19 protein-coding genes and 1 pseudogene are annotated in these 21,734 nt (G+C 61.5%); 8 read left to right on the forward strand and 12 right to left on the reverse strand.

Translation table 11 applies throughout. From position 1 onward, the window contains the following. Positions 1-63: 63 nt before the first annotated feature. The 3 genes from GIW02_RS10240 to GIW02_RS10250 all read left to right on the forward strand — a co-directional run bounded on the left by GIW02_RS10240 (position 64) and on the right by GIW02_RS10250 (position 5,015). Positions 64-2,016, forward strand: coding sequence for an acetoacetate--CoA ligase (locus GIW02_RS10240; RefSeq protein ID WP_236416966.1), 1,953 nt, complete (start codon positions 64-66; stop codon positions 2,014-2,016). A gap of 142 nt (positions 2,017-2,158) precedes the next feature. Then, positions 2,159-4,696, forward strand: coding sequence for a hybrid sensor histidine kinase/response regulator (locus GIW02_RS10245; RefSeq protein ID WP_236416968.1), 2,538 nt, complete (start codon positions 2,159-2,161; stop codon positions 4,694-4,696). Positions 4,697-4,739: 43 nt separating this feature from the next. Next, entirely contained in the window at positions 4,740-5,015 is a 276-nt protein-coding gene (locus GIW02_RS10250; protein ID WP_003174397.1) for a peptidylprolyl isomerase, read from the forward strand. A gap of 120 nt (positions 5,016-5,135) precedes the next feature. Here the strand turns inward: GIW02_RS10250 and GIW02_RS10255 are convergent, their stop codons facing one another. The 8 genes from GIW02_RS10255 to GIW02_RS10290 form a co-directional block, all read right to left on the reverse strand. Further along, positions 5,136-6,041 carry a sugar kinase gene (locus GIW02_RS10255; RefSeq protein WP_236416970.1) on the reverse strand — a complete coding sequence of 302 codons (906 nt, stop codon included), beginning with the start codon at positions 6,039-6,041 and terminating at the stop codon, positions 5,136-5,138. A 129-nt stretch (positions 6,042-6,170) separates the two neighbouring features. Further along, positions 6,171-7,379, reverse strand: coding sequence for an amino acid deaminase (locus tag GIW02_RS10260; RefSeq protein ID WP_236416973.1), 1,209 nt, complete (start codon positions 7,377-7,379; stop codon positions 6,171-6,173). Positions 7,380-7,389: 10 nt separating this feature from the next. Further along, positions 7,390-8,154 (reverse strand): IclR family transcriptional regulator, encoded by a 765-nt coding sequence (locus GIW02_RS10265; protein WP_236416974.1) that lies wholly within the window; start codon positions 8,152-8,154, stop codon positions 7,390-7,392. A 167-nt stretch (positions 8,155-8,321) separates the two neighbouring features. Next, the gene (locus tag GIW02_RS10270; RefSeq protein ID WP_010210958.1) at positions 8,322-8,711 is read right to left on the reverse strand and encodes a RidA family protein; all 390 of its coding nucleotides are present in this window, start codon (positions 8,709-8,711) and stop codon (positions 8,322-8,324) included. Between the two features lie 15 nt (positions 8,712-8,726). Continuing rightward, positions 8,727-9,509 carry an amino acid ABC transporter ATP-binding protein gene (locus GIW02_RS10275; protein ID WP_236416976.1) on the reverse strand — a complete coding sequence of 261 codons (783 nt, stop codon included), beginning with the start codon at positions 9,507-9,509 and terminating at the stop codon, positions 8,727-8,729. After that, positions 9,506-10,168: an amino acid ABC transporter permease gene (locus tag GIW02_RS10280; protein WP_236416978.1), complete on the reverse strand. Its 663-nt coding sequence runs from the start codon at positions 10,166-10,168 to the stop codon at positions 9,506-9,508. Before GIW02_RS10280 ends, GIW02_RS10275 begins: the two co-directional genes overlap by 4 nt. 11 nt (positions 10,169-10,179) lie before the next feature. Beyond that, positions 10,180-10,842, reverse strand: coding sequence for an amino acid ABC transporter permease (locus GIW02_RS10285; RefSeq protein ID WP_236416979.1), 663 nt, complete (start codon positions 10,840-10,842; stop codon positions 10,180-10,182). Positions 10,843-10,894: 52 nt separating this feature from the next. Beyond that, entirely contained in the window at positions 10,895-11,743 is an 849-nt protein-coding gene (locus GIW02_RS10290; protein ID WP_236416981.1) for a transporter substrate-binding domain-containing protein, read from the reverse strand. A gap of 425 nt (positions 11,744-12,168) precedes the next feature. Here GIW02_RS10290 and GIW02_RS10295 point away from each other — a divergent pair, with 425 nt between their 5' ends. Further along, positions 12,169-12,417, forward strand: coding sequence for a hypothetical protein (locus tag GIW02_RS10295; protein WP_236419592.1), 249 nt, complete (start codon positions 12,169-12,171; stop codon positions 12,415-12,417). Between the two features lie 95 nt (positions 12,418-12,512). Beyond that, the gene (locus GIW02_RS10300; RefSeq protein ID WP_236419591.1) at positions 12,513-12,896 is read left to right on the forward strand and encodes a thioredoxin family protein; all 384 of its coding nucleotides are present in this window, start codon (positions 12,513-12,515) and stop codon (positions 12,894-12,896) included. On the opposite strand, the gene GIW02_RS10305 is transcribed toward GIW02_RS10300, so the two are convergent. The 3 genes and pseudogenes from GIW02_RS10305 to sohB form a co-directional block, all read right to left on the reverse strand. Next, a complete protein-coding gene (locus tag GIW02_RS10305; protein WP_236419589.1) occupies positions 12,826-14,391 on the reverse strand; it encodes a TerC family protein in 1,566 nt (521 codons plus the stop codon). The two genes, GIW02_RS10300 and GIW02_RS10305, sit on opposite strands and share 71 nt — an antisense overlap. A 253-nt stretch (positions 14,392-14,644) precedes the next feature. Beyond that, positions 14,645-14,773: pseudogene (locus GIW02_RS10310) on the reverse strand (LysR family transcriptional regulator); the annotation flags it as partial. Positions 14,774-14,961: 188 nt separating this feature from the next. Then, complete coding sequence (sohB, locus tag GIW02_RS10315) at positions 14,962-15,987, reverse strand: protease SohB (RefSeq protein ID WP_236419587.1); 1,026 nt, start codon at positions 15,985-15,987, stop codon at positions 14,962-14,964. Positions 15,988-16,180: 193 nt separating this feature from the next. Here sohB and GIW02_RS10320 point away from each other — a divergent pair, with 193 nt between their 5' ends. Together GIW02_RS10320 and GIW02_RS10325 are read left to right on the forward strand one after the other, a co-directional pair. Then, positions 16,181-16,891 carry a histidine phosphatase family protein gene (locus GIW02_RS10320; RefSeq protein WP_236421848.1) on the forward strand — a complete coding sequence of 237 codons (711 nt, stop codon included), beginning with the start codon at positions 16,181-16,183 and terminating at the stop codon, positions 16,889-16,891. 56 nt (positions 16,892-16,947) lie between these two features. Continuing rightward, complete coding sequence (locus tag GIW02_RS10325; RefSeq protein WP_236419015.1) at positions 16,948-17,262, forward strand: SCP2 sterol-binding domain-containing protein; 315 nt, start codon at positions 16,948-16,950, stop codon at positions 17,260-17,262. Between the two features lie 112 nt (positions 17,263-17,374). On the opposite strand, the gene GIW02_RS10330 is transcribed toward GIW02_RS10325, so the two are convergent. Further along, complete coding sequence (locus tag GIW02_RS10330; protein ID WP_236419014.1) at positions 17,375-20,011, reverse strand: MGH1-like glycoside hydrolase domain-containing protein; 2,637 nt, start codon at positions 20,009-20,011, stop codon at positions 17,375-17,377. A 263-nt stretch (positions 20,012-20,274) separates the two neighbouring features. On the opposite strand from GIW02_RS10330, the gene hglS reads away from it, so the two are divergent. Next, a complete protein-coding gene (gene hglS, locus GIW02_RS10335) occupies positions 20,275-21,651 on the forward strand; it encodes a 2-oxoadipate dioxygenase/decarboxylase HglS (protein ID WP_236419012.1) in 1,377 nt (458 codons plus the stop codon). The last annotated feature ends 83 nt before the right edge of the window (positions 21,652-21,734 follow it).

The raw sequence follows: 21,734 nt of genomic DNA on the forward strand, positions 1-21,734 counted from the left end.
TACTTAACGCTTGACCCGCAACACCGCTCACCCAACGCTTGAGAACACAATAAAAGGCCAATAATGTCCGACATCCTCTGGCAGCCCTCCCCCGAACGTATCCACACCACACGGATGGACCAGTTCCGGCGCTTTATCAACCAGTGCTACAGCGTGCAACTTCATGACTACCCCGCCCTGCACCAGTGGAGCATCGACCAGCGCGCCGACTTCTGGCAGGCCATCGTGGTTTTTTTCGACGTGCAGTTTCGCAGCGCACCCACGGCAGTGCTGATCGAAGACACCCGGATGCCCAGCGCCCAGTGGTTCCCCGGTGCGACCCTGAACTTCGCCGAGCACCTGTTGCGCCGCCGTGATGCGCACCCGGCCGTGGTCGCCATCAGCGAAGACGGCCAGCGCGAACAATTGACCTACGCCGAGCTGGCCGCCCATGTCGCCGGCCTGCAACGCAGCCTGCGGGCAGCCGGTGTCGGCCTGGGGGATCGGGTGGCCGCGTGCATGCCCAATACCTGGCAAACCCTGGTGGGCATGCTCGCCACCACCAGCCTCGGCGCGATCTGGTCATGCTCGTCGCCGGACTTTGGCACCCAGGGGGTGATTGACCGTTTTGGCCAGATCGAGCCCAAGGTGCTGATCACCTGCGCGGGTTACCGCTACGCCGGCAAAGCCATTGATCAGAGCGCCAAGTTGAATGAAATCCTCGAACGGCTCCCGTCCCTTGAGCAGTTGATTATCGTGCCGTACGCACGCCCGCAGGCGCGCATCGAGGACTACGGGACCCAGGCCAGCGTCGCGCTGTGGAACGACTTCTACCAACCCGGTGGCGAGCCTGAGTTCGTCGCGGTGCCGTTCGACCATCCGCTGTACATCCTCTATTCCAGCGGCACCACCGGCGTGCCCAAGTGCATCATCCACGGCACCGGCGGCGTGCTGCTCACCCACCTCAAGGAGCACGGCCTGCACGCCGACCTGTCCCGGGATGATTGCCTGTTCTACTACACCACCTGCGGCTGGATGATGTGGAACTGGCTGGTGTCGGTGTTGGCACTGGGGGCCACGGCGGTGCTGTATGACGGCTCGCCTTTTCACCCTGGCCCGGAGCGTTTGATCGACCTGATCGATGCGGAAAAAATCAGCGTGTTCGGCACCAGCCCCAAGTTCCTCGCCACCCTGGAAAAGGCCGGGCTGCAACCGCGCTTGAGCCATGACCTGGGCAGCCTCAAAGGGCTGATTTCCACCGGCTCGCCACTGTCGCCCCAGAGCTACGACTACGTGTATCGCGAGATCAAGGCGCAGCTGTGTCTGTCGTCGATGTCGGGCGGCACCGATATCGTGTCCTGCTTTGTGATCGGCAACCCAGTGTTGCCGGTGCGCCGTGGTGAGATGCAGTCCAAGAGCCTGGCAATGGCCATCGAGGTGTGGGACGACCAGGGTCGGCCGCTGATCGGCGAAAAAGGCGAGCTGGTGTGCACGCGACACTTCCCGGCCATGCCGATTGGTTTGTGGAACGACCCGGACCGGACGAAACTGCGCGCCTCGTATTTCAGCCAGTTCCCCGGTGTGTGGGCCCAGGGCGACTACGCCGAGCAACCCCCGAATGGCAGCTGGCTGATCCACGGGCGCTCCGACGCGGTGCTCAACCCCGGTGGCGTGCGCATCGGCACGGCCGAGATCTATCGCCAGGTGGAGAAAGTGCCGCAGGTCGTGGAAAGCCTGGCCATCGGCCAACGCTGGCAGGAAGACGTGCGCGTGGTGCTGTTCGTGCGCCTGGATGACGGTGTCGTGCTGGATGATGCCCTGGAGCAACAGATCCGCCAGGTGATCCGCGCCAACACCACGCCACGCCATGTGCCGGCCAAGATCCTGGCGGTCACTGATATCCCCCGCACCATCAGCGGCAAGATCGTTGAGTTGGCAGTGCGCAATGTGGTGCATGGCGAGCCGGTAAAGAACACCGACGCACTGGCCAACCCCGAGGCCCTGGCACAGTTTCGCGACCGCCCGGAGCTGGCGTAAAGATGAAAGGTTTCAGCCCTGAGCGACTCATTTGAAGACAAAACCCCAATGCATGCTATTTTTCGAGGGGTAGTCAGCCGTTCCCGACTCACGGGATAATCGGTCTTTGTCTTTTTCAAAGCGTCATGCTCAGGGCTTTTTCATGAATGGAACATCCACCGGTAGCGAAGCTGCTGCATTGATTGCACAGCTGGACTGGGCACAAAGCCCCCTCGGTGAGGCCAATGACTGGCCGCAAAGCCTGCGCACGGCCATGGATATCGTCGTCAACTCACCGATGCCGATGCTCCTGCTGTGGGGCAACCAACTGACCCAGCTCTACAACGATGGCTTCGCACGCCTGGCGGGCAACAAACACCCCGACGCCCTCGGCCAGCCGGCACATACCACCTGGCCGGAGCTGGAAAGCTTCACCGCACCCATCTACGACGCCGTGCTTGACGGCCAGGTGCGCACCTTCACCGAGCAGCGTTTCGTGCTGCAACGCAACCACCGCGACACCGAGATCTGGCTGGACCTGACCTACAGCCCGATCCGCGATGAGAGCGGCGCCGTGGCCGGCATCCTGGTCACCGCCATCGAAACCAACGAGCGCCGCAGCAAAGCCCTCGAACTGCAACAGCGCTCCGAAGACAGCCTCAAGGCGCAGCACAACACCGAGCAACGCCTGCAGCTTGCACTGGCGGCAACCGACGCGGTGGGCACCTGGGATTGGGACATCGGCGAAGATCGCTTCATCGCCGACGCGCACTTCGCCTACTTGCACGGCGTGGAGCCCGACGACGCCAGGCTGCTGCCGATCAGCGACTACCTGCAAGGCGTGCACCCCGAAGACCGCAGCATGGTGGCGCGCAGCATCAAGCATTGCATCACCTTTGGCACCGAGTACGCCGAGGAATACCGCCTGCTGCAGGCCGACGGCCAGGTGCGCTGGGTGTTTGCCCGTGGCCGCTGCTACAAGGACCATCAAGGCCGTCCGGCGCGCTTCCTCGGCGCCGCACTGGACCTCACCGAGCGCAAGCACACCGAGCAGGCCCTGCGCCAAAGCCAGACCGAGCTGCAACTGATCATCAACGCCATGCCGGTGCTGATCGGCTACGTCGACCACGAGCAGCGTTTTCGCCTGAACAACAGCGCGTACCTGGAGTGGTACGGCATGACGCCCCAGGAGCTGTACGGCAAGACCATCCGCGAGGTGCTCGGTGACGAGGTATACGCCGGGCGCGAGGACAAGATCAACGCCGCGCTCAAGGGCAAGGCGTGCAGTTTAATGACCATCACCCCGCACCGCGATGGCCGGCCACGCCATGCACTGATGAAGTACCTGCCGCGCTTCAGCAATGATGGTTCGGTGAATGGGTTCTACATCTTTGTCATCGACGAAACTGAACGCAAACTCACCGAAGAGGCGCTGCGCCACCTCAACGAAAACCTCGAAGAGCGCGTGGCCCAGCGCACGCAGGCGCTGGCCGAAGCCAACCAGCGCCTGCAGAACGAGATGTTCGAGCGCGAACGCGCCGAAGATGCCCTGCGCCATGCGCAAAAGATGGAAGCGGTGGGCCAGCTCACCGGGGGTATCGCCCACGACTTCAACAATATGCTCACCGGCATCATCGGCAGCCTGGACCTGATGCAGCGCTATATCGCCGCCGGGCGCAGCGAGGAGATCGGCCGCTTCACCGAGGCTGCCGTGTCCTCGGCCCACCGTGCGGCCGCCCTGACCCACCGGCTGCTGGCGTTCTCGCGGCGCCAGTCGCTGGACCGCCGCCCGCTCGACCCCAACCACTTGGTGGCGTCCCTGGAGGACTTGTTCCGGCGTACCAAAGGCGCGCACATCGCGCTCAAGGTGCAGCTGGGCCATGACATTTGGCCGGTAAATACCGACGCCAGCCAACTGGAAAACGCCCTGCTCAACCTGGTGATCAACGCCCGCGATGCCATGCCCGACGGCGGCGAACTGCTGATCGAAACCGCCAACAGCTACCTGGACGGCACCGATATCACCACCCTGGAACCGGTGCGGGCCGGCGACTATGTGATGCTCGGCGTGTGCGACAACGGCACCGGCATGGCGCCCAAGATCCTCGCCAAGGCGTTCGACCCGTTCTTTACCACCAAACCCATCGGCCAGGGCACCGGCCTTGGGCTGTCAATGATCTACGGGTTTGCACAGCAGTCAGGCGGCCACGTGACCATTCAAAGCGAACCGGGCCAGGGCACCTGTGTGCGCCTGTACCTGCCGCGCTTGCATGGCACCGCGCTGGAAAGCAGCCTGCCCGCCAGCCTCGGCGAAGCGCCGGTGGCACTGGCCGGTGAAGCCGTGGTGGTGGTCGAGGACGACCCGGCGGTGCGCATGCTGGTGGTCAATGTGCTCGATGAGCTGGGCTACACCGCGCACCAGGCCGCGGATTCGCGCACGGCGCTGCCGCTGCTGGAGTCGGATCTGCGCGTGGACTTGCTGGTCACCGACGTCGGCCTGCCTGGCATGAACGGCCGGCAACTGGCGGAAATCGCCCGTCAACACCGGCCAGGGTTGCGCGTGCTGTTCATGACCGGTTACGCGGAAAAAGCCGCCGAGCGCCAGGGTTTTCTCGAGGACGGCATGGACATGGTGGCCAAGCCTTTCTCCATCGACGTGCTGGCCACAAAAATCCGCAGCATGATCAGCGTCGTCGAATGAGTTCAGGCATAATCGCGCGCCGTCGCACACCCGGAAGAGAGAGATGAAAGCCCAAGCCCGCCATATTCTGGTGAAGACCAGCGAAGAAGCCGAACAGCTCAAGCAACGCATCGCCAAGGGCGAAGCCTTTGATGTGCTGGCCAAGAAGTACTCGACCTGCCCGTCCGGCAAGCGCGGTGGTGATCTGGGTGAAGTACGGCCAGGGCAGATGGTTGGGGCGATTGATGCGGTGATCTTCAAGAAGCCGGTGAAAGTGGTTCACGGGCCGATCAAAAGCAAGTTCGGGTATCACCTGGTGCAGGTGTTTTACCGGGATTGAGTGTTTGGCTTTAAATAGCTATCGGGGGCAAGCCCCCTCCCACCTTCGACCGCATTTCAATCGCAGGAACACGGTTAACTGTGGGAGGGGGCTTGCTCCCGATCCGCCGCAGGCGGCCATTCACCTGGGAATCAACGCCCCCGGCACCTGAATCACCCGACTCGCCAACTGATGCCCGGCCAAGGCCGCCTCCTCCGGCGTCCCGCCCTTGAGCCGAGCGGCCAGATAAGCCGCACTGAAAGAATCCCCCGCCGCCGTCGTATCCACTACCTTGGCCACCTTCAACGCCGGCACCGCAAAACGCTCGCCGTCACAACGGATCAAGCACGCATCCGCGCCGCGCTTGAGCACCACTTCCGCAATCGCCGGGTACGCCGCGAACACCTGCTCGCTGTCGGCATAACCAAACAACCCACGCTCGTCATCCTCGGTGAGCAAGGCGATATCCACCTCGGCCAGCACCTCGTGATACGCCGCGCGTGCCGCCTCGACGCTGGCCCACAGGCGCGGCCGGTAATTGTTGTCGAACACCACCTTGCCCCCGCGTCGACGAGTTTCAACCAGGGCTTGCAGTAGCCGTTCACGTCCGACTTCGCCCAGCACCGCCAGGGTAATGCCGCTGAAATACACCACGTCGTAACCCGGCAACGCCGCCAGGATCGGTTCGGCCGCCGGCGTGGTGAAGCAATCACGCACGGCCGCTTCGTTGCGCCAGTAGAGGAATTTGCGTTCGCCGTTGGCATCGGTCTGGATGCAATACAAGCCGGGCAGACGACCGGGCAAGCGCTGCACGCGCTCCAGCCCGAGGCCTTCCTCGGCCCAGTGCGCGCACATCGCATCGCTGAAGCTGTCATCGCCCAGGGCGGTGACGTAGTCGACGCTGCCGGTCTCGCCCAGCTCGCGGCGCAGGTACACCGCCGCGTTCAGGGTATCGCCGCCAAAGCTCTGTTGCAGGCTGCCGTCGGCGCGGTGTTGCAGTTCGATCATGCATTCGCCGATCAGGGCGATGCGGGGGGTTGTGCTCATGCCGTGTGATCTCTGGTGTGGCTGATGGCCTGATCGCGGGCAAGCCCCCTCCCACATTTGATTGCATTTCCACTGAAGGAACTCGGTCGAATGTGGGAGCGGGCTTGCTCGCGCAGGCCGCGACTCGGTCTAGAAGCAGGTCTGCAGCGACTCAAGTACCTGCAACTGCTCATCCACCAGGCAGCCGACCTGCCACTTGTCGAACGTCAGGCACGGGTGCGAGGTGCCAAAGGAAATGATGTCGCCAATGCGCAACTCAACCCCAGGCGCCACCGTCATGAACGCGTGCTGATCCATCACGGCGGTGACCTTGCACGCGGTCACATCATCGCCTTCTGCCGGCACAATCCCGGCCTTGTAGCGCTTGAGCGGTACCGGCAGGCCGGCGTCGTAAGCCACGTCGCGCTTGCCCAGGGCGATCACCGCAAAGCCAGGCTCGGGCAGCGACTGCACATGGGCCCAGACTTCCAGGGCCGGGCGCAGGCCTTCATTGAGGTCGCTGCGGCGCTCAAGTACGCAGCATTGCGCCTCTTTGTAGATGCCGTGGTCGTGGGCCACGTAGCTGCCGGGGCGCAAGACGCTGAGGAAGCGACCTGCGGCGTTCTGCGCTTCGAACGACTCGGCGATCAGGTCGTACCAGGCCGAACCCGAGGCAGTGACGATGGGCTTGGGCAGGTCAAAGGAACCGTTGTTTTGCAGGTCCACGGCCAGGCGCACAAGGCTCGCGGCGAAGGCGCGGATACCACTGATGGCGTGCTCCCCGTGGATCACGCCTTCGTAACCCTCGATACCCGTCAGCGCGAGGGCCGGCTGGGCCTTGATGGCCTTGGCCAGGTCGCGCACTTGCTGCTCGCTGCGGCAGCCGCAACGGCCGCCGACCACACCGTATTCGATCATCACGTTGAGGCGCAGGCCACGCGCAGCGAAGAACAGGCCCAGGTCGGCGACGTTGTCCGGGTGGTCGACCATGCAGTGAAAGTCGAAATCCTTGTCGGTCAGCAGGTCGGCGATCAACGCCATGTTCGGCGCGCCCACCAGTTGGTTGGCCATCAACACCCGGCGCACGCCACCGGCGTAGGCCGCGCGGGTCTGCACCGCATTGGCCAGGGTGATGCCCCAGGCGCCCTGGGCGATCTGGCGCTGGAACAGCGCCGGCATCATGCTGGTTTTGCCATGGGGCGCAAGCTCTGCGCCGCTGTTGCTGACAAAGTCCTGCATCCAGCGAATGTTGTGTTCCAGGGCGTCGCGGTGCAGCACCAGGGCCGGCAGGCTGACGTCACGGACCAGATGGGCACCGACAGCGGCGGCGCCCTTTTCAACGGCATTGAGGGCAGGCATGCAAAAGCTCCTATTCGTTAATGCGACGGGCCAGGTTGTTGGCGCTTTCGATCAACACCCGGCGATAGTCGTTGTAGTGGTTGATGGCATCGGCGCGCGGCGCCACGATGCACAGGGTCGCAATGCTGACGCCCTGCGCGTCCCGGACCGGGGCGGCAAAGCAATGGGTAAAGGTGTCGGCCACACTGTCGAAGGAAAAGAACCCATCGAGGGTGGCCTGACGGATCTGCGCCAGGAACGTCTCCAGTGGTAACCGCTGGCCATTCGGCAGGATGAAGTCGTCGTGGTCGATCAGGTCGATGATCTGCTGGTCGCTCAAGTGCCCCAGCAACAGGCGCCCGGACGCGGTCCACGGGATCGGTGCGTTTTCGCCGATGTCGGACGAAATCCGAAAGTGCCGCTCACCCTCGCGCATCAACGCCACCGTGTATTTGCGCCCGTTGAGCAGGCACATCTGCGCGGTTTCGTGGGTCTGGCTGACGATCTCCTGCAAGGCGTGGTCAGCCTCTCGGGTGAGGTCGAAATGGCGCAGGTGCGCCTGGCCGAGGAAGTACAGTTGGCGGCCGAGGTAGACGTGACCGTCCTTGCCCACGGTTTCCAGGATGCGTCGCTCAAGCAGTGACGCAACCAGCTCGTACACCGTGGATTTGGGGCTGCCGATGCCGCTGGCAATATCATTCGGGCGCAGCGGCTGGCCGATTTCCTTGAGGAAATCGAGGATATCGAATGCACGGTCCAGGCCTTTGGCGCGGCGTTTGATGGTGTCTTCGGTCATGGCAGTTCGGTCCGGTTAAAAGGTGTTGCTATCAACACAGATCCCCTGTGGGAGCGGGCTTGCTCGCGAATGCGGTGTGTCAGTGAACGCATCTGCAACTGATCTACCGCATTCGCGAGCAAGCCCGCTCCCACATTGGGTATGTAGCGATCAATAGATCGCTGCATTTAGCCCTTTTTCTTGTAAGCCACGCAATCAATCTCCACCTTGCAGTCCACCATCATATTGGCCTGCACACAGGCCCGTGCCGGGGCGTGTTCGGGGGTGAAGTATTCGCCGAACACCTTGTTGAAACTCCAGAAGTCTCGCGGGTCTTCCAGCCAGACGCCGACGCGCACCACGTCTTTGAGCTCGTAGCCGGCTTCTTCCAGAATCGCTACCACGTTGCGCATGGTCTGGCGGGTTTGCTCGATGATCCCGCCGGTGATGATTTCGCCGTCCACCGCCGGCACTTGGCCTGAAACGTACAGCCAACCGTCCGCTTCCACGGCGCGGGCAAAGGGACGGGGCTGGCCGCCGCCGGCAGTACTTCCGGCGCCGTAACGAGTAATGCTCATACAATGTGCTCCTGATTAAAAACGAATGTTCTTCAAAAATTCCGCCAGGCGCGGCGACTGCGGGCGCTCGAAGATATCCTTCGAGCTGCCCTGCTCTTCAATGCGGCCCTGGTTCATGAACACGATCTGGTCGGACACTTCATAGGCAAAGCGCATTTCGTGGGTGACCAGCAACATGGTCATGCCCTCTTCCGCCAGCCCCTTGATCACGCTGAGTACCTCGCCCACCAGCTCCGGGTCGAGGGCCGAGGTCACTTCATCGAACAGCATCAGGCTGGGGTTCATCGCAATCGCACGGGCAATCGCCACACGCTGTTGCTGACCGCCGGACAGCTGGCCAGGAAAGTGATTGCGCCGCTCCAGCAGCCCGACGCGGTCCAGCCATTTTTCGGCCAGGGCCACCGCTTCGTCCTTGCCCATCTTTTTGACCTTGAGCAGGCCGAGCGTGACGTTTTGCAGCGCGGTCAGATGGGGGAACAGGTTGAATTGCTGGAACGCCATGCCGGTCATCGCGCGGTGCTGGGCAATCACCCGCTCGGGGTGACGCACGCGCTTGCCGGCGATTTCGCTGTAGCCGATGGACTCGCCGTCGAGGGTGATCTGCCCGCCCTGGAACTCTTCCAGCAGGTTGACGCAACGCAGCAGCGTGGTCTTGCCCGAGCCGCTGGAGCCGATCAACGTGACCACGTTGCCGCGCTGCATGGACAAGTCGACGCCCTTGAGCACTTCGACCTCGCCGTATTGTTTACGCAGGCCACGAATGTTCAGCAACGGTTGGTTGGTGTGAGGTTGGTTCATGGCAAGGCCACCCGCTTTTCAATGTAGCGCCCGAATAACTCGATGGCGTAGTTGATGACAAAGAACAGAAACCCGGCGAACAGGTAGAACTCCAGGGTCATGAAGGTGCGCGCGATCACTTGCTGGGTGCTGAGCAGCAATTCGGCCACGCCGATCACCGAGAGCAAGGTCGAGGCCTTGACGATTTCCGTGGAGGAATTGACCCAGGTCGGCAGAATCTGGCGCAGCGCCTGGGGCAATAGCACGTAGCCCAGGGACTGGTAGAACGTCAGACCGATCGCCTTGCTCGCTTCCAGTTGCCCACGGGGAATGGCTTGCAGCGCACCGCGCACGATCTCCGAAACGTGAGAGCCGCAGAACAAGGTCAGCCCGACGGCGCCGGCCTGGAACGCAGTGATCTGCCAACCGAGCGCCGGCAGCATGTAAAAACACGCGAGCACCAGCACAAACACCGGCGTGCCACGGATAAGGTCGACGTACAGCCGAAACGGCGCGCGCATCCAGAACTTGCCGTAGGTCAGGATCAACCCGGCGACGATGCCGATCAGCGTGCCAAAGATAATCGCCAGCGCCGACACATAAACGCTGGCTTGAAAGCCCGCCCAGAGGGTATCCCGGGCGATCCACAACTCATGCAACCAGCTTGGGGATTCGTACATGGAAACCTTCCTTAACGACGGATCGCCAGACGCTGTTCCAGGTAACGGAGCAGCATGGCAATGAGGTAACAGGCAGCCACGTAGAGCGCGGTCGTGACCAGCCAGGTTTCAATCACCCGGTAGCTTTCGACGTTGATCTTGCGGGCGTAATAGGTCAGCTCCGGCACGGCAATCGCGGCGGCCAGCGAGGTGTCCTTGAACAGCGAGATAAAGTTGTTCGACAGCGCCGGCAGCACGTTGCGCAGCATCACCGGCACGGTGATATAGGCACGGATGCGCCACTCGCCCAGGCCGATGGCCAGCCCGGCTTCACGCAGCCCCTTGGGAATGTTCAACAGCCCGGCGCGGAACACTTCGGTCAGGTACGCACCGGCGTACAGCGACAGGGTAATGATGAACGACGGGATCTTGTCCAACCGGATGCCCAGGCTCGGCAAGGCAAAGTAGATCAACAGGATCAGGACCAGGATCGGCGTATTGCGCACCACCGTCACGTACACCGACGCAAGGATGCGTAACGCGCGGTGTTTGGAGAGCATGGCAAACGCCATCAACAAGCCGATCACGCAGCCGATGGCGATCGACAGCAGTGCCAGCTCGAGCCCAAGGCCAAGTCCCGCCAGCAAGCTGGGGAAATCACGCCAGACAGCGGCAAAGTTCAACTGATAGTTCATGGTCAGCAGTACCTGATTGGGGCGCCGGCAGCGACGCCCCAGGGTTTACGGTTTACTTGAACTCAACCGGGAAGCCGATGGCGGGTTCCGGCAGGTCTACGCCGAACCATTGCTTGAACGAGGCCTTGTAGGTGGGGAACTCCACACCGGTCATGGCTTCATGCAGCGCGGTGTTGACGAAGTTCAGCCAGTCCTGGTCGCCACGCTTGACGGCGCACGCGTAGGTCTGCGGGCTCCAGGCGTAGGCCGGGCTGCGGTAGCGGCCTGGGTTCTGCACCATCAGGTACTTGACCGAAGACTGGTCGGTGGCGGCAGCATCGGCACGGCCGGAGTTCACCGCCTGGTACATCAAGTCGACGCTGTCGTATTGGTCGACCTTGGCTTTGGGCAGCGCCTGGTGCACCAGTTCTTCGGCGTACACGTTTTGCAGTACAGCCACGGTGACGTCGTCGCCGGCGGCTTGCAGGTCTTCGATCTCTTTGTACTTGCTGTTGTTCGGCAGCAGCAGGCCTACACCTTCGCGGTAGTACGGCAGGGTGAAGGCCACCTGCTGCGCACGGCTGGCGGTGACGGTGATGAACTGGCAACTCATGTCGACCTTGTCGGTCAGCAGGTTGGGAATGCGTGCGTCGGACGACTGCACCACAAACTCGACCTTGCTCGGGTCGTTGAACAAGCCCTTGGCCACGATGCGGCCAATGTCGATATCAAACCCCTGCAACTTGCCATCCGCTCCCTGGAAGTGCCACGGCGCATTGGTACTGCCTGTACCCACGATCAAGTGCCCACGCTTGAGCACATCATCGAGCTTGCTGTCCGCCGCCTGCACGATGCTGGCGAAGGAAGCCGATGCGGCGAAGAGAAAAACACACGCTTTGAACACGGAAGGTCGGTGATGCATGACAAGCACTCCAGGGGTTGTGTATTCCGCTATACCGGAACTTAGTATGTAACAACGGAATAGACAGCAGAAAGTGTGCCACACGCAGTAACAGAAAAACATGCGTGAAATAAATTCGTTTTAAATCATCTGGATACTGGATTTCCCGCGAGATGGGCCCAAGCCAGTGATTGCAGGCCTATTGCTACCTGGCGACTCAGGCCAACGTTACCGCGCACAACAGCAGTGCGTGCGTACACCGTTATGTGGCGAGCGGGCTTGCCCGCGTTGGACTGCTAAGCAGGCCCATTTCCGGGTGCGCTACGCGCCCCAACGCGGGCAAGCCCGCTCGCCACAACAGCGTTGTGTTATGTGAGATTGGCTTTGGCAGAATGCTGAGGGTGGTCTAGCCTTGGCGCATGCCCGCCGACAAGGAACCAGACCGGATGAAGCTCAGCCCTACCCTGATTTTGCTTGGCCTGCTGGCGGCTGGCAGCGCCTCGGCCAGCAATGATCGCCGCGAATGCAAAGAAGAACTGCAGAAGCTCAAGCAAGCCTTCAGTACCAATTACACCAGCCAGAACCACCACGGCTATCGCCGGGCCAAGGCGTCTCGCGACAATGAGGAATACAAGAAGTGCGCAAACCAGGCGCGCAAGGAGCGTGAACGCCTGGAGCGTGGCAATGACGTGTGAGCCCGACTACCTGTGAAAGTTGACAGTAGACGCTGAGGGTCTGCCGATTTAGCGTACCCGCAAGCGTCACTGGTCGGGCTCACAGGGAGATTCTCATGGCTATCGAAAACACCGTCGTCAAAGACCTCAACGAATACCAGCAGGTCCTGAATCAACACGGTTTGGTGTTCGCGTTGTTTGTGTCTGATAGCTGCCAGGCTTGCGCACTGACCCGGCCAAATTTTGAAAAGGTCGCGGAAAAATATGCGCACGCGGCGACAAGCATCATTCTCAAGACTGAGGACAGCCCACGGGTCGATGGGGTCACCGGCACGCCCACTCTGGTGGTATACAAAAATGCCCTTGAGGTCGAAAACCTCAAGGGCATTGGTTACCCGCAAGAGCAGGAGGAAATTCTCGAGAACCTGTTCAGGAATTTCCTGCCAGACGCGCCAGCAGCACCTGCGTCACCCGCCGCTCCTCCACCGTCGCCACGGTGAGACGCCAGCCCTCATGTTCCAGGCTGTCGCCGACCAGCGGCAGGCGGTCCAGCAGGCTCATCACCAGCCCGGCCAGGGTCTGATAATCCTCAGTAGCAGCGGCCTGGAAGCCGGTGCGCTGTCGAACCTGACTGAGGTTCAGGGCGCCGTTGGCGCGATAGCCATCACCCTCCTCGACGATATCCGGCCCCTCGATTTCGCTGGCATCCGGGAGTTCACCGGCGATCGACTCAAGGATGTCGGTCATGCTCAACACGCCCATGAAGTCACCGAACTCGTTGATGACGAACGCGATATGAGTCGATTCCTGGCGCATCTGCTCCAGGGCGTTGAGGATCGAAAAACTCTCCAACAGGTTGATTGCACGGCGCGCCAGGTGCTCAAGGTTCGGCTCGTTACCGGCCAGGTATTCCTTGAGCAGTTCCTTTTTATGCACAAAGCCCAAGGGCTCATCCACGGCGCCGTTGCGGATCAACGGCAGCCGTGAGTAAGACGAATGCATCAGTTTGAGGCGAATGCTCTCGGGATCGTCCGCCAGATCAATGCAGTCAACCTTGGCCCGCGGCGTCATCAACGTGCGGATCGGGCGTTCGGCCAGTTGCAGCACACCGCTGATCATCACGCGCTCACGCCGGTCGAACAGCGGGCCTTGGGCGGCGTCCGACTCGCCCAGCAGGTCAGCCACCTCGTCATCCACTTCCTCCACCGCCAGGCTGCGGCCGCCAAGCAAACGCATTACCGCATGGGCCGTACGCTCACGCACCGGCAGCACGCCTTGCGCCGACTTCTTGCGGCGCGAGCGGGCAATCTGGTTGAACACCTCGATCAGGATCGAGAAACCAATCGCCGCATACAGGTAGCCCTTGGGAATATGAAAACCCAGGCCTTCGGCGGTCAAGGCAAAACCGATCATCATCAAAAAGCCCAGGCACAGCATGATCACCGTCGGATGGGCGTTGACGAAGCGGGTGAGCGGCTTGCTGGCAACGATCATCAGGCCAATGGACACGATCACCGCGATCATCATCACCGCCAGCTCATCCACCATGCCCACGGCAGTAATCACCGCGTCGAGGGAGAATACGGCGTCGAGCACCACGATCTGCGCCACGATCGGCCAGAACATCGCATACGCCACATTGCCCGTGCGCTGGGCCACATGCCCCTCAAGGCGTTCGTGCAGCTCCATAGTGGCTTTGAACAACAGGAACACACCACCAAACAGCATGATCAGGTCACGGCCGGAGAAGCTCTTGTCGAACACTTCGAACAGCGGCTGGGTGAGGGTCACCAACCAGGAAATACTCGCCAGCAGGCCCAGGCGCATCAGCAATGCCAGGGACAAGCCGATCAACCGCGCACGGTCGCGCTGCTCCGGCGGCAGCTTGTCTGCCAGGATTGCGATAAACACCAGGTTGTCGATGCCCAGCACCAGTTCCAACACAATCAAGGTCAACAGGCCGAGCCAGGCCGTTGGATCCGCTAACCATTCCATTTATAGAGTCTCAGTATTGGGCTGTCTGAACGCCGGACACGGCAACGCACGGTCATGGGACCGGAATAAGGATAGCAATAGGGATACGGGGTGCTTCAGCGGGAACAGCGACAGTGGGTGTCTTGGGGAAAGACGACTGGGAGGCTCCGAGAGGGTGTTCATGCAAGTCCTGCAATGGGAAAAGGACTTGAATCGTACAGTCGAAACATAAATTTCCTACAACGCAAAACTATTACAAAATCTGTAATCGACTTCAGCCGCTCGCCCTCACCTGCTCGATATAGCGCAACACCGCAGGCGCTTTTTCGAAGCGCCGGTAGATCAACGACAGCCATGACGACGCGTCGCTGCCCTGAATGTTGCGATACACCACACCCGGCATTGGTGGTCGGGATGTTGATGCGCAACCCAATCCCCGTAGTGACACCGCCCTCTCTGCTAACCGAGATCTAAATGTGGGAGGGGGCTTGCCCCCGATGGCAGTGTGTCAGCAACGGATGTGTTAACTGAACCACCGCTATCGGGAGCAAGCCCCCTCCCACAGGGATTGCCTGGATTTTCAGTATTGGCTTACCAGAAACGCTGCTGGGTCAACCGACTCCACCAGGTCAGCAACACGCGGTCCACCGAACCACTGGCCGCCAGCCCAACCCGCTCCTGCAGGCTTTTACGCTCGGCATAGTGCAGGTGGAAAACCTCGGCGGTCTTGGCCTTGGTGGCCAGGTATTCGTCGCTGGTTTGCAGCTCGTCGACTAGTTGTTTGTCGAGGGCTGCAACACCCAGCCACACTTCGCCGGTGGCCACGTCATCGATCGCCAACTGCGGGCGATAACGCGAGACAAAGTTCTTGAACAGTTGATGGGTGATGTCCAGGTCTTCCTGAAACTTCTCCCGGCCCTTCTCGGTGTTTTCGCCGAACACCGTGAGGGTGCGTTTGTATTCACCGGCGGTCAGCACTTCAAAGTCGATATCGTGCTTTTTCAGCAGGCGGTTGACGTTGGGCAGCTGCGCCACCACGCCGATGGAGCCCAGGATGGCAAACGGTGCGCTGATAATTTTCTCGCCGATGCACGCCATCATGTAGCCGCCGCTGGCCGCCACTTTGTCGATGCATACGGTCAACGGCACGCCCGCCTGACGGATACGCGCCAGCTGCGACGACGCCAAGCCATAGCTGTGCACCATGCCGCCGCCGCTTTCGAGGCGCAGCACCACTTCATCCTTGGGCGTGGCCAGGCTCAGCAAGGCGGTGATTTCATGGCGCAGGCTCTCGGTGGCCGAGGCTTTGATGTCGCCATCAAAATCCAGCACGAATACGCGTGGCTTGGCCTCGGGCTTGTGCTTGCCCTTCTTCTTTTCGGTCTTGCTTTCGGATTTACGCAGGGCCTTGAGCTGGTCCTTGTCGAGCAGGCTCGACTCCAGGCGCTCACGCAGGCCTTTGTAGAAATCATTGAGCTTGCTGACCTGCAGCTGCCCGGCGGATTTGCGACGACCCTTGCTGCGCAATGCGGCGAAACTGATCAACACCACCAGGATGGCGACCACCAGGGTGACGGTCTTCGCCAAAAAGCTTGCGTATTCAGCCAAAAAATCCATGTTGCTCCTTACCAGTGCAGTGCGCCACGCGCGGATGGCCCCAGCATACCGACGGCACTGCGTTCGGACCAGTGCCCAAACCGCCAGCAGGCGGCCTCCAACGCACTTTTAAAACAAGCGTATGTTTTTTCATTGACAGCTCGCGGGCATCCTCATAACCTCGCCAGACTTTCAACGTACCGGGAAAACGGACGTGGGCAGCATTTATCTGATTCGACATGGCCAGGCCTCTTTCGGTGCAGACGACTATGACGTCCTGTCGCCCGTTGGCGTGGAGCAAGCGCAAGTGCTCGGCCGCCACCTGGCGGACTTGGGCGTTACGTTTGATCGGTGCGTGTCGGGTGACCTGCGTCGCCAACAGCACACCGCCACTGCCGCTTTCGACCAATACCGCGCCCTCGGGCTGCCGGTTCCGGCGCTGGAAATCGACCCGGCCTTCAATGAATTCGATGGCGAAGCGATTATCCGTGCCCTGCTCCCCGACCTGCTCGGCAGCGAGCCGGACGCGCTGGATATCTTGCGCAACGCCGCGCAGAACCGCAGCGAATTCCAGCGCATCTTCGCCCTGATCATCGACCGCTGGCTGGCCGGCACTTACGACCCGCCGGGGCTGGAGAGCTGGCTGGGGTTCGTGGAGCGGGTCCAGGGTGGCCTGCAACGTATTCTGGAAGCGGCGGACAACACCCAGAAGATCGCGGTGTTCACCTCCGGCGGCACCATCACCGCCCTGCTCCACCTGATAACCCGAATGCCCGCTGCGCAGGCGTTCGAACTGAACTGGCAAATTGTTAACACCTCGCTCAACCAGCTGAAATTCCGCGGGCGCGAGGTGGCACTGGCTTCCTTCAACAGTCATACCCACTTGCAACTGTTGAAGGCGCCGCAGCTCATCACGTTCCGATGAACTGCGGCCAACCGTGACCCCAAGGTCACTGGACTCTACCCTAAAGGATCGAAACCATGACTGACGTAGCCAAAGCTGTAGAAGCAATGAAAGCCAAATTCAACCCAGCCGCTGCCGACGGCCTGGACCTGGTGTTCGGTTTCCGTATTGACGACACCAAAAACTTCTCCCTGGTCGTCAAAGACAAGACCTGCGAGCTGCAAGAAGGTGAAAACCCGGACGCCCAAGTGACCCTGGTCATGGACAGCGAGACCCTGGAAGGCATCGTCAGCGGCGAAACCGACGGCATGCAGGCGTTCATGGGCGGCAAGCTGCGCACTGAAGGCGACATGATGCTGGCGATGAAGCTCAGCGAGCTGTTCCCTTCCTGATTCACGGGTAATCCTGAATCCCTGTGGGAGGGGGCTTGCTCCCGATAGCGGTGTATCAGCCAATTGATGAGCTGGCTGACACACCGCTATCGGGAGCAAGCCCCCTCCCACATTAGTTTCTGGGTTGCAGCAGCAACGCCACCAGCGCGCTCCACCCCGTCTGGTGCGAGGCCCCTAACCCGCGCCCGGTTTCCCCATGAAAATACTCATGGAACAGCACCAGGTCGCGGCTGGCCGGGTCGGCCTCCAACTGCGCATACCCCGCCATCGACGGTCGCACCCCGTTCTCATCGCGTAAAAACAAACCGGTCAGGCGCTGGCTGAGGCTGTCGGCTACGTCCTCCAGAGAGGACAGATACCCACTGCCCGTCGGGTATTCCACTGAGAAATTATCCGCGTAGTACCGGTGAAATTCGCGCAACGATTCGATCAGCATGTAGTTCACCGGCATCCACAACGGCCCGCGCCAGTTCGAGTTGCCGCCATACAGGCGCGAGTCGGATTCGCCCGGTTGGTAGCGTGCGCACAGGGTGTCACCGTTGATCTTGAGCGCCAGCGGCTGTTCGGTGAAGGCCTTGGACACGGAGCGCACACCAAATGCCGAGAGAAACTCGTCGTCATCGAGCATGCGCCGCAGCAGCTCCTTGGTGCGCTCGCCACGCAGCAACGCCAGCAGCAGGCGATTGCCCTGCCCCGGCTCGTTCCAGCGCGACACCAGCTTGGCCAGGTCTGGCCGGTGGTGCATGAACCCCAACAGGCGTTCACGCAAACCCTCCAGGCCCTCATGCTCGCGTTGCTCCAGTACCAGCACGGCAAACAGTGGCATCAGGCCGACGATGGAGCGCAGGCGTACCGGTTCGTTCTGGCCGTCGGGGCGGTGCAGCACGTCGTAGAAAAACCGGTCCTGCTCGTCCCACAGGCCTTCGGCACTGTCATCAACGCAGTTGATAGCACCGGCGATATACAGGAAATGCTCGAAAAATTTCACCCCGATGTCGACATACACGACGTTACGCTTGGCCAGCTCCAGGGCGATACGCATCAAGTCCAGCGCATACGCCGCCACCCACGCGGTGCCGTCGGCCTGATCCAGCTGGTAGCCCGGCGGCAGTGTGGCCGAGCGGTCGAACAAGGCAATATTGTCCAGCCCCAGAAAACCGCCCTGAAACAGGTTGCGCCCCTCGGCATCCTTGCGATTGACCCACCAGGAAAAATTCAGCAGTAGCTTGTGGAAAATCCGCTCCAGGAAATCCATATCGCCTACGCCGGTCAGCGCCTTGTCCTGCTGGTATACCCGCCAACTGGCCCAGGCGTGCACCGGTGGGTTGGCATCGTCAAAGCGCCATTCATAGGCGGGTAACTGGCCGTTGGGGTGCATGAAGCGATCCTTCACCAACAGCAACAACTGTTGCTTGGCGTAGCCCGGGTCAATCAGTGCCATGGCCACGGCCTGGAAGCCCTGGTCCCAGGAGGCGTACCACGGGTATTCCCAGGTGTCGGGCATGGAGAGGATGTCGAAGTTGGACAGGTGCCGCCAATGGGTATTGCGAAGGTGCAGGCGCTCGGGTGGCGGCGCGGGCTGGGCCGGGTCGCCGTCGAGCCACTGGTTCACGTCAAAATAGTAGAGCTGCTTGGACCACAGCAAGCCGGCTAACGCCTGACGTTGCACGTTGCGTGCATCGTCATCGTTGATGCCGTGTTGCAAGGCCGCATAGAAATCATCCGCCTCCTGGCGACGCTGCTCGAACAGCTTCCGAGCATTGACCTGGGGCGCGTCGGTGGGTGCAAAACGCAGGTACAGGGTTTGGCTTTGCAGGCCCTTCAGATCCAGGATGAACCGGGCGGCGACCTTGGTGCCGGTGTCGCGGCGAACGGCCGATTGCACACCGTCCACCACGTAATCGTTGATCCCATCCTTGAACGGCCCCGGGGCCGCCTGCCCGTCCAGCTTGGGGAAGTTGCTTTCGTTTTCACAGAACAGCCATTCGACGCCCTCCTGGCCCCAGGCGCGCAATTCACGATCAGCCAGTTCAGGGTGCCGTGCCAGCACGCGGTCGCCTTCCAGCGTCAACCGGGGCTTGGGCGCATCAAAGGTCCAGCTCCAGTCATTGCGAGCCCACAGCTGCGGCAACACCTGCAGGCGCGTGGGCTGGTCCGAGCGGTTATGCACGCTGACACGCATGAAAATGTCGTCGGCCTGGTGCTTGGCGTATTCGATGCTGACGTCGCAATAGCGGTTGTCTTCAAACACGCCGGTATCGAGGATTTCATACTCGGCATCGCCCAACCCGCGTCGCGCGTTTTCGGCGATCAGGTCTGCATAGGGAAAAGCCCCATGCGGGTATTTGTAGAGCATGCGCATGTAGGCATGGCTCGGTACACCGTCGAGGAAAAAGTACAGTTCCTTGACGTCTTCACCGTGGTTGCCCTCGGCGTTGTTCAAGCCGAACAGGCGCTCCTTGAGGATTGCATCGCGCTCGTTCCACAGGGCCAGGCCCAGGCACCAGCGTTGCGCCTTGTCACTGAAACCCGCCAAGCCATCCTCGCCCCAACGGTAGGCGCGGCTGCGCGCATGTTCGTGGGGGAAGTAAGCCCAGGCATCGCCATCGGCGCTGTAGTCTTCGCGCACCGTGCCCCATTGGCGTTCGCTTAAATACGGGCCCCACTCGCGCCAACGCTCGGCATCGTGAGCCGCCAGGCGTTGGCCTTCAATCGTTTGCAGCAGTCGGGTATCGGGCGTGGCCGTCATGGGGTCCTCCATCGCCGGTCAGATGACCCGCAGTGTAGAACTCAACGACGCCCGGTTGCACATGAAGACTTGGAGGATGGCGTAGGGGTTAGTAAAACCTGCGAACAATGAAGTTTTCCAGGGGCTGATGTTTGTCATATTCACCTCATCCCATTCATTTGCAGAATGAAGTCCAGAGGAATCTTCGTTTGCAAGCGCGCCTGCGGCTCAACAAAATCCATGAAAAGGCCACGTTCATCGCCATAGCCATCAGGAATTTTTCTATGCACACGCGCGCACATGTCAGCCCCGATGAGATCCGCAAGGGCTTTTCCAAGGCCATGTCCGATATGTACCGAGATGAAGTGCCCCTGTATGGCGCGCTGATGGAGCTGGTGGCCGAAACCAATGCCCGCGTGCTTGATAGCGAACCGGGCCTGGCGCAACAGCTGCAGCGCACCGGCGAAATCCAACGCCTGGACAGGGAGCGCCACGGCGCCATACGCCTGGGCACGGCTGCCGAACTGGCGACCATCAGCCGCCTGTTTGCGCTAATGGGCATGCAACCCGTGGGCTACTACGACCTGACGCCGGCCGGCGTGCCGGTGCATTCCACGGCGTTTCGCGCGGTGCATGAACGCTCGCTGCAAACCAGCCCGTTTCGCGTGTTTACCTCGTTGCTGCGCCTGGAACTGATCGAAAACCCCGAGCTGCGCGCCTTTGCCGAAACCGCCCTGGCCAAGCGCTCAATCTTCACCCCCGGCGCCCTCGCGCTGATCGACCAAGCAGAACGCGACGGCGGCCTCGGCGCCGAGGATGCCGAGGCCTTTATCCGCCAGGCCCTGGAAACCTTCCGCTGGCACCACACAGCGACCGTCACCGCCGCGCAGTACCAGCAACTCAGCGACCAGCACCGCCTGATCGCCGACGTGGTGGCCTTCAAGGGCCCGCACATCAACCACCTGACCCCACGTACGCTGGACATCGACCAGGTCCAGGCCGCCATGCCTGGCAAGGGCATCACCCCCAAGGCCGTGATCGAAGGCCCGCCCCGCCGCCGCTGCCCGATCCTGTTACGCCAGACCAGCTTCAAGGCCCTCGACGAACCCATCGCTTTCACCGATGCACAAGGAAGCCACAGCGCGCGGTTCGGCGAAATCGAGCAGCGCGGCGTCGCGCTCACCGCCAAGGGCCGCGCCCTTTACGATCAACTGCTGAACGCCGCGCGCGATGAACTCGGCGCGTTCCCCCATGAAGGCAACGCCGCGCGCTATAGGCAATTGATGGAGCAGCACTTTCAGGCGTTCCCCGACCACCCCGCGCAGCTGCGTGAACAGCAACTGGCCTACTTCCGCTACTACCCCACCGAACGCGGCCTGGCGGCACGCGGCCAAGCCGATCAACCGCGCACGCTGGACGCACTGCTGGCCGCCGGCCATGTGGACGTTGAGCCATTGGTGTACGAGGATTTTTTACCGGTGAGTGCGGCGGGGATCTTTCAGTCCAACCTCGGGGATGCAGCGCAGAGCCACTACGCGGCCAATGCCAACCAGGCCGAATTCGAAAAGGCGCTGGGCCGTCAGACCCTTGATGAGTTGAAGCTGTATGGCGAAACGCAGCAGCGTTCCATAGACGAGTGCACGTCAATTCTGCTGGCGTAAAAGAAAGAGTGCCCACCCGGCTCACCAGCGCAATCCTTGCGCCGGATTTGGGTCCCCTGAGCCGGGCGGGCAGCGGGTGGGAT

Source organism: Pseudomonas syringae, from assembly GCF_021606685.1.
Taxonomy (GTDB): Bacteria; Pseudomonadota; Gammaproteobacteria; order Pseudomonadales; family Pseudomonadaceae; genus Aquipseudomonas; species Aquipseudomonas syringae_R.

Excerpts from the sequence above, each read along its gene's own strand:
- GIW02_RS10275 (WP_236416976.1), bottom strand. The coding sequence starts at position 9,509 with ATGAACCAACCTCACACCAACCAACCGTTGCTGAACATTCGTGGCCTG.
- GIW02_RS10265 (WP_236416974.1), bottom strand. The coding sequence starts at position 8,154 with ATGACCGAAGACACCATCAAACGCCGCGCCAAAGGCCTGGACCGTGCA.
- GIW02_RS10285 (WP_236416979.1), bottom strand. The coding sequence starts at position 10,842 with ATGAACTATCAGTTGAACTTTGCCGCTGTCTGGCGTGATTTCCCCAGC.
- GIW02_RS10290 (WP_236416981.1), bottom strand. The coding sequence starts at position 11,743 with ATGCATCACCGACCTTCCGTGTTCAAAGCGTGTGTTTTTCTCTTCGCC.
- GIW02_RS10295 (WP_236419592.1), top strand. The coding sequence starts at position 12,169 with ATGAAGCTCAGCCCTACCCTGATTTTGCTTGGCCTGCTGGCGGCTGGC.
- sohB (WP_236419587.1), bottom strand. The coding sequence starts at position 15,987 with ATGGATTTTTTGGCTGAATACGCAAGCTTTTTGGCGAAGACCGTCACC.
- GIW02_RS10260 (WP_236416973.1), bottom strand. The coding sequence starts at position 7,379 with ATGCCTGCCCTCAATGCCGTTGAAAAGGGCGCCGCCGCTGTCGGTGCC.
- GIW02_RS10270 (WP_010210958.1), bottom strand. The coding sequence starts at position 8,711 with ATGAGCATTACTCGTTACGGCGCCGGAAGTACTGCCGGCGGCGGCCAG.
- GIW02_RS10255 (WP_236416970.1), bottom strand. The coding sequence starts at position 6,041 with ATGAGCACAACCCCCCGCATCGCCCTGATCGGCGAATGCATGATCGAA.
- GIW02_RS10330 (WP_236419014.1), bottom strand. The coding sequence starts at position 20,011 with ATGACGGCCACGCCCGATACCCGACTGCTGCAAACGATTGAAGGCCAA.
- hglS (WP_236419012.1), top strand. The coding sequence starts at position 20,275 with ATGCACACGCGCGCACATGTCAGCCCCGATGAGATCCGCAAGGGCTTT.
- GIW02_RS10300 (WP_236419591.1), top strand. The coding sequence starts at position 12,513 with ATGGCTATCGAAAACACCGTCGTCAAAGACCTCAACGAATACCAGCAG.
- GIW02_RS10280 (WP_236416978.1), bottom strand. The coding sequence starts at position 10,168 with ATGTACGAATCCCCAAGCTGGTTGCATGAGTTGTGGATCGCCCGGGAT.
- GIW02_RS10245 (WP_236416968.1), top strand. The coding sequence starts at position 2,159 with ATGAATGGAACATCCACCGGTAGCGAAGCTGCTGCATTGATTGCACAG.
- GIW02_RS10305 (WP_236419589.1), bottom strand. The coding sequence starts at position 14,391 with ATGGAATGGTTAGCGGATCCAACGGCCTGGCTCGGCCTGTTGACCTTG.
- GIW02_RS10250 (WP_003174397.1), top strand. The coding sequence starts at position 4,740 with ATGAAAGCCCAAGCCCGCCATATTCTGGTGAAGACCAGCGAAGAAGCC.
- GIW02_RS10240 (WP_236416966.1), top strand. The coding sequence starts at position 64 with ATGTCCGACATCCTCTGGCAGCCCTCCCCCGAACGTATCCACACCACA.
- GIW02_RS10325 (WP_236419015.1), top strand. The coding sequence starts at position 16,948 with ATGACTGACGTAGCCAAAGCTGTAGAAGCAATGAAAGCCAAATTCAAC.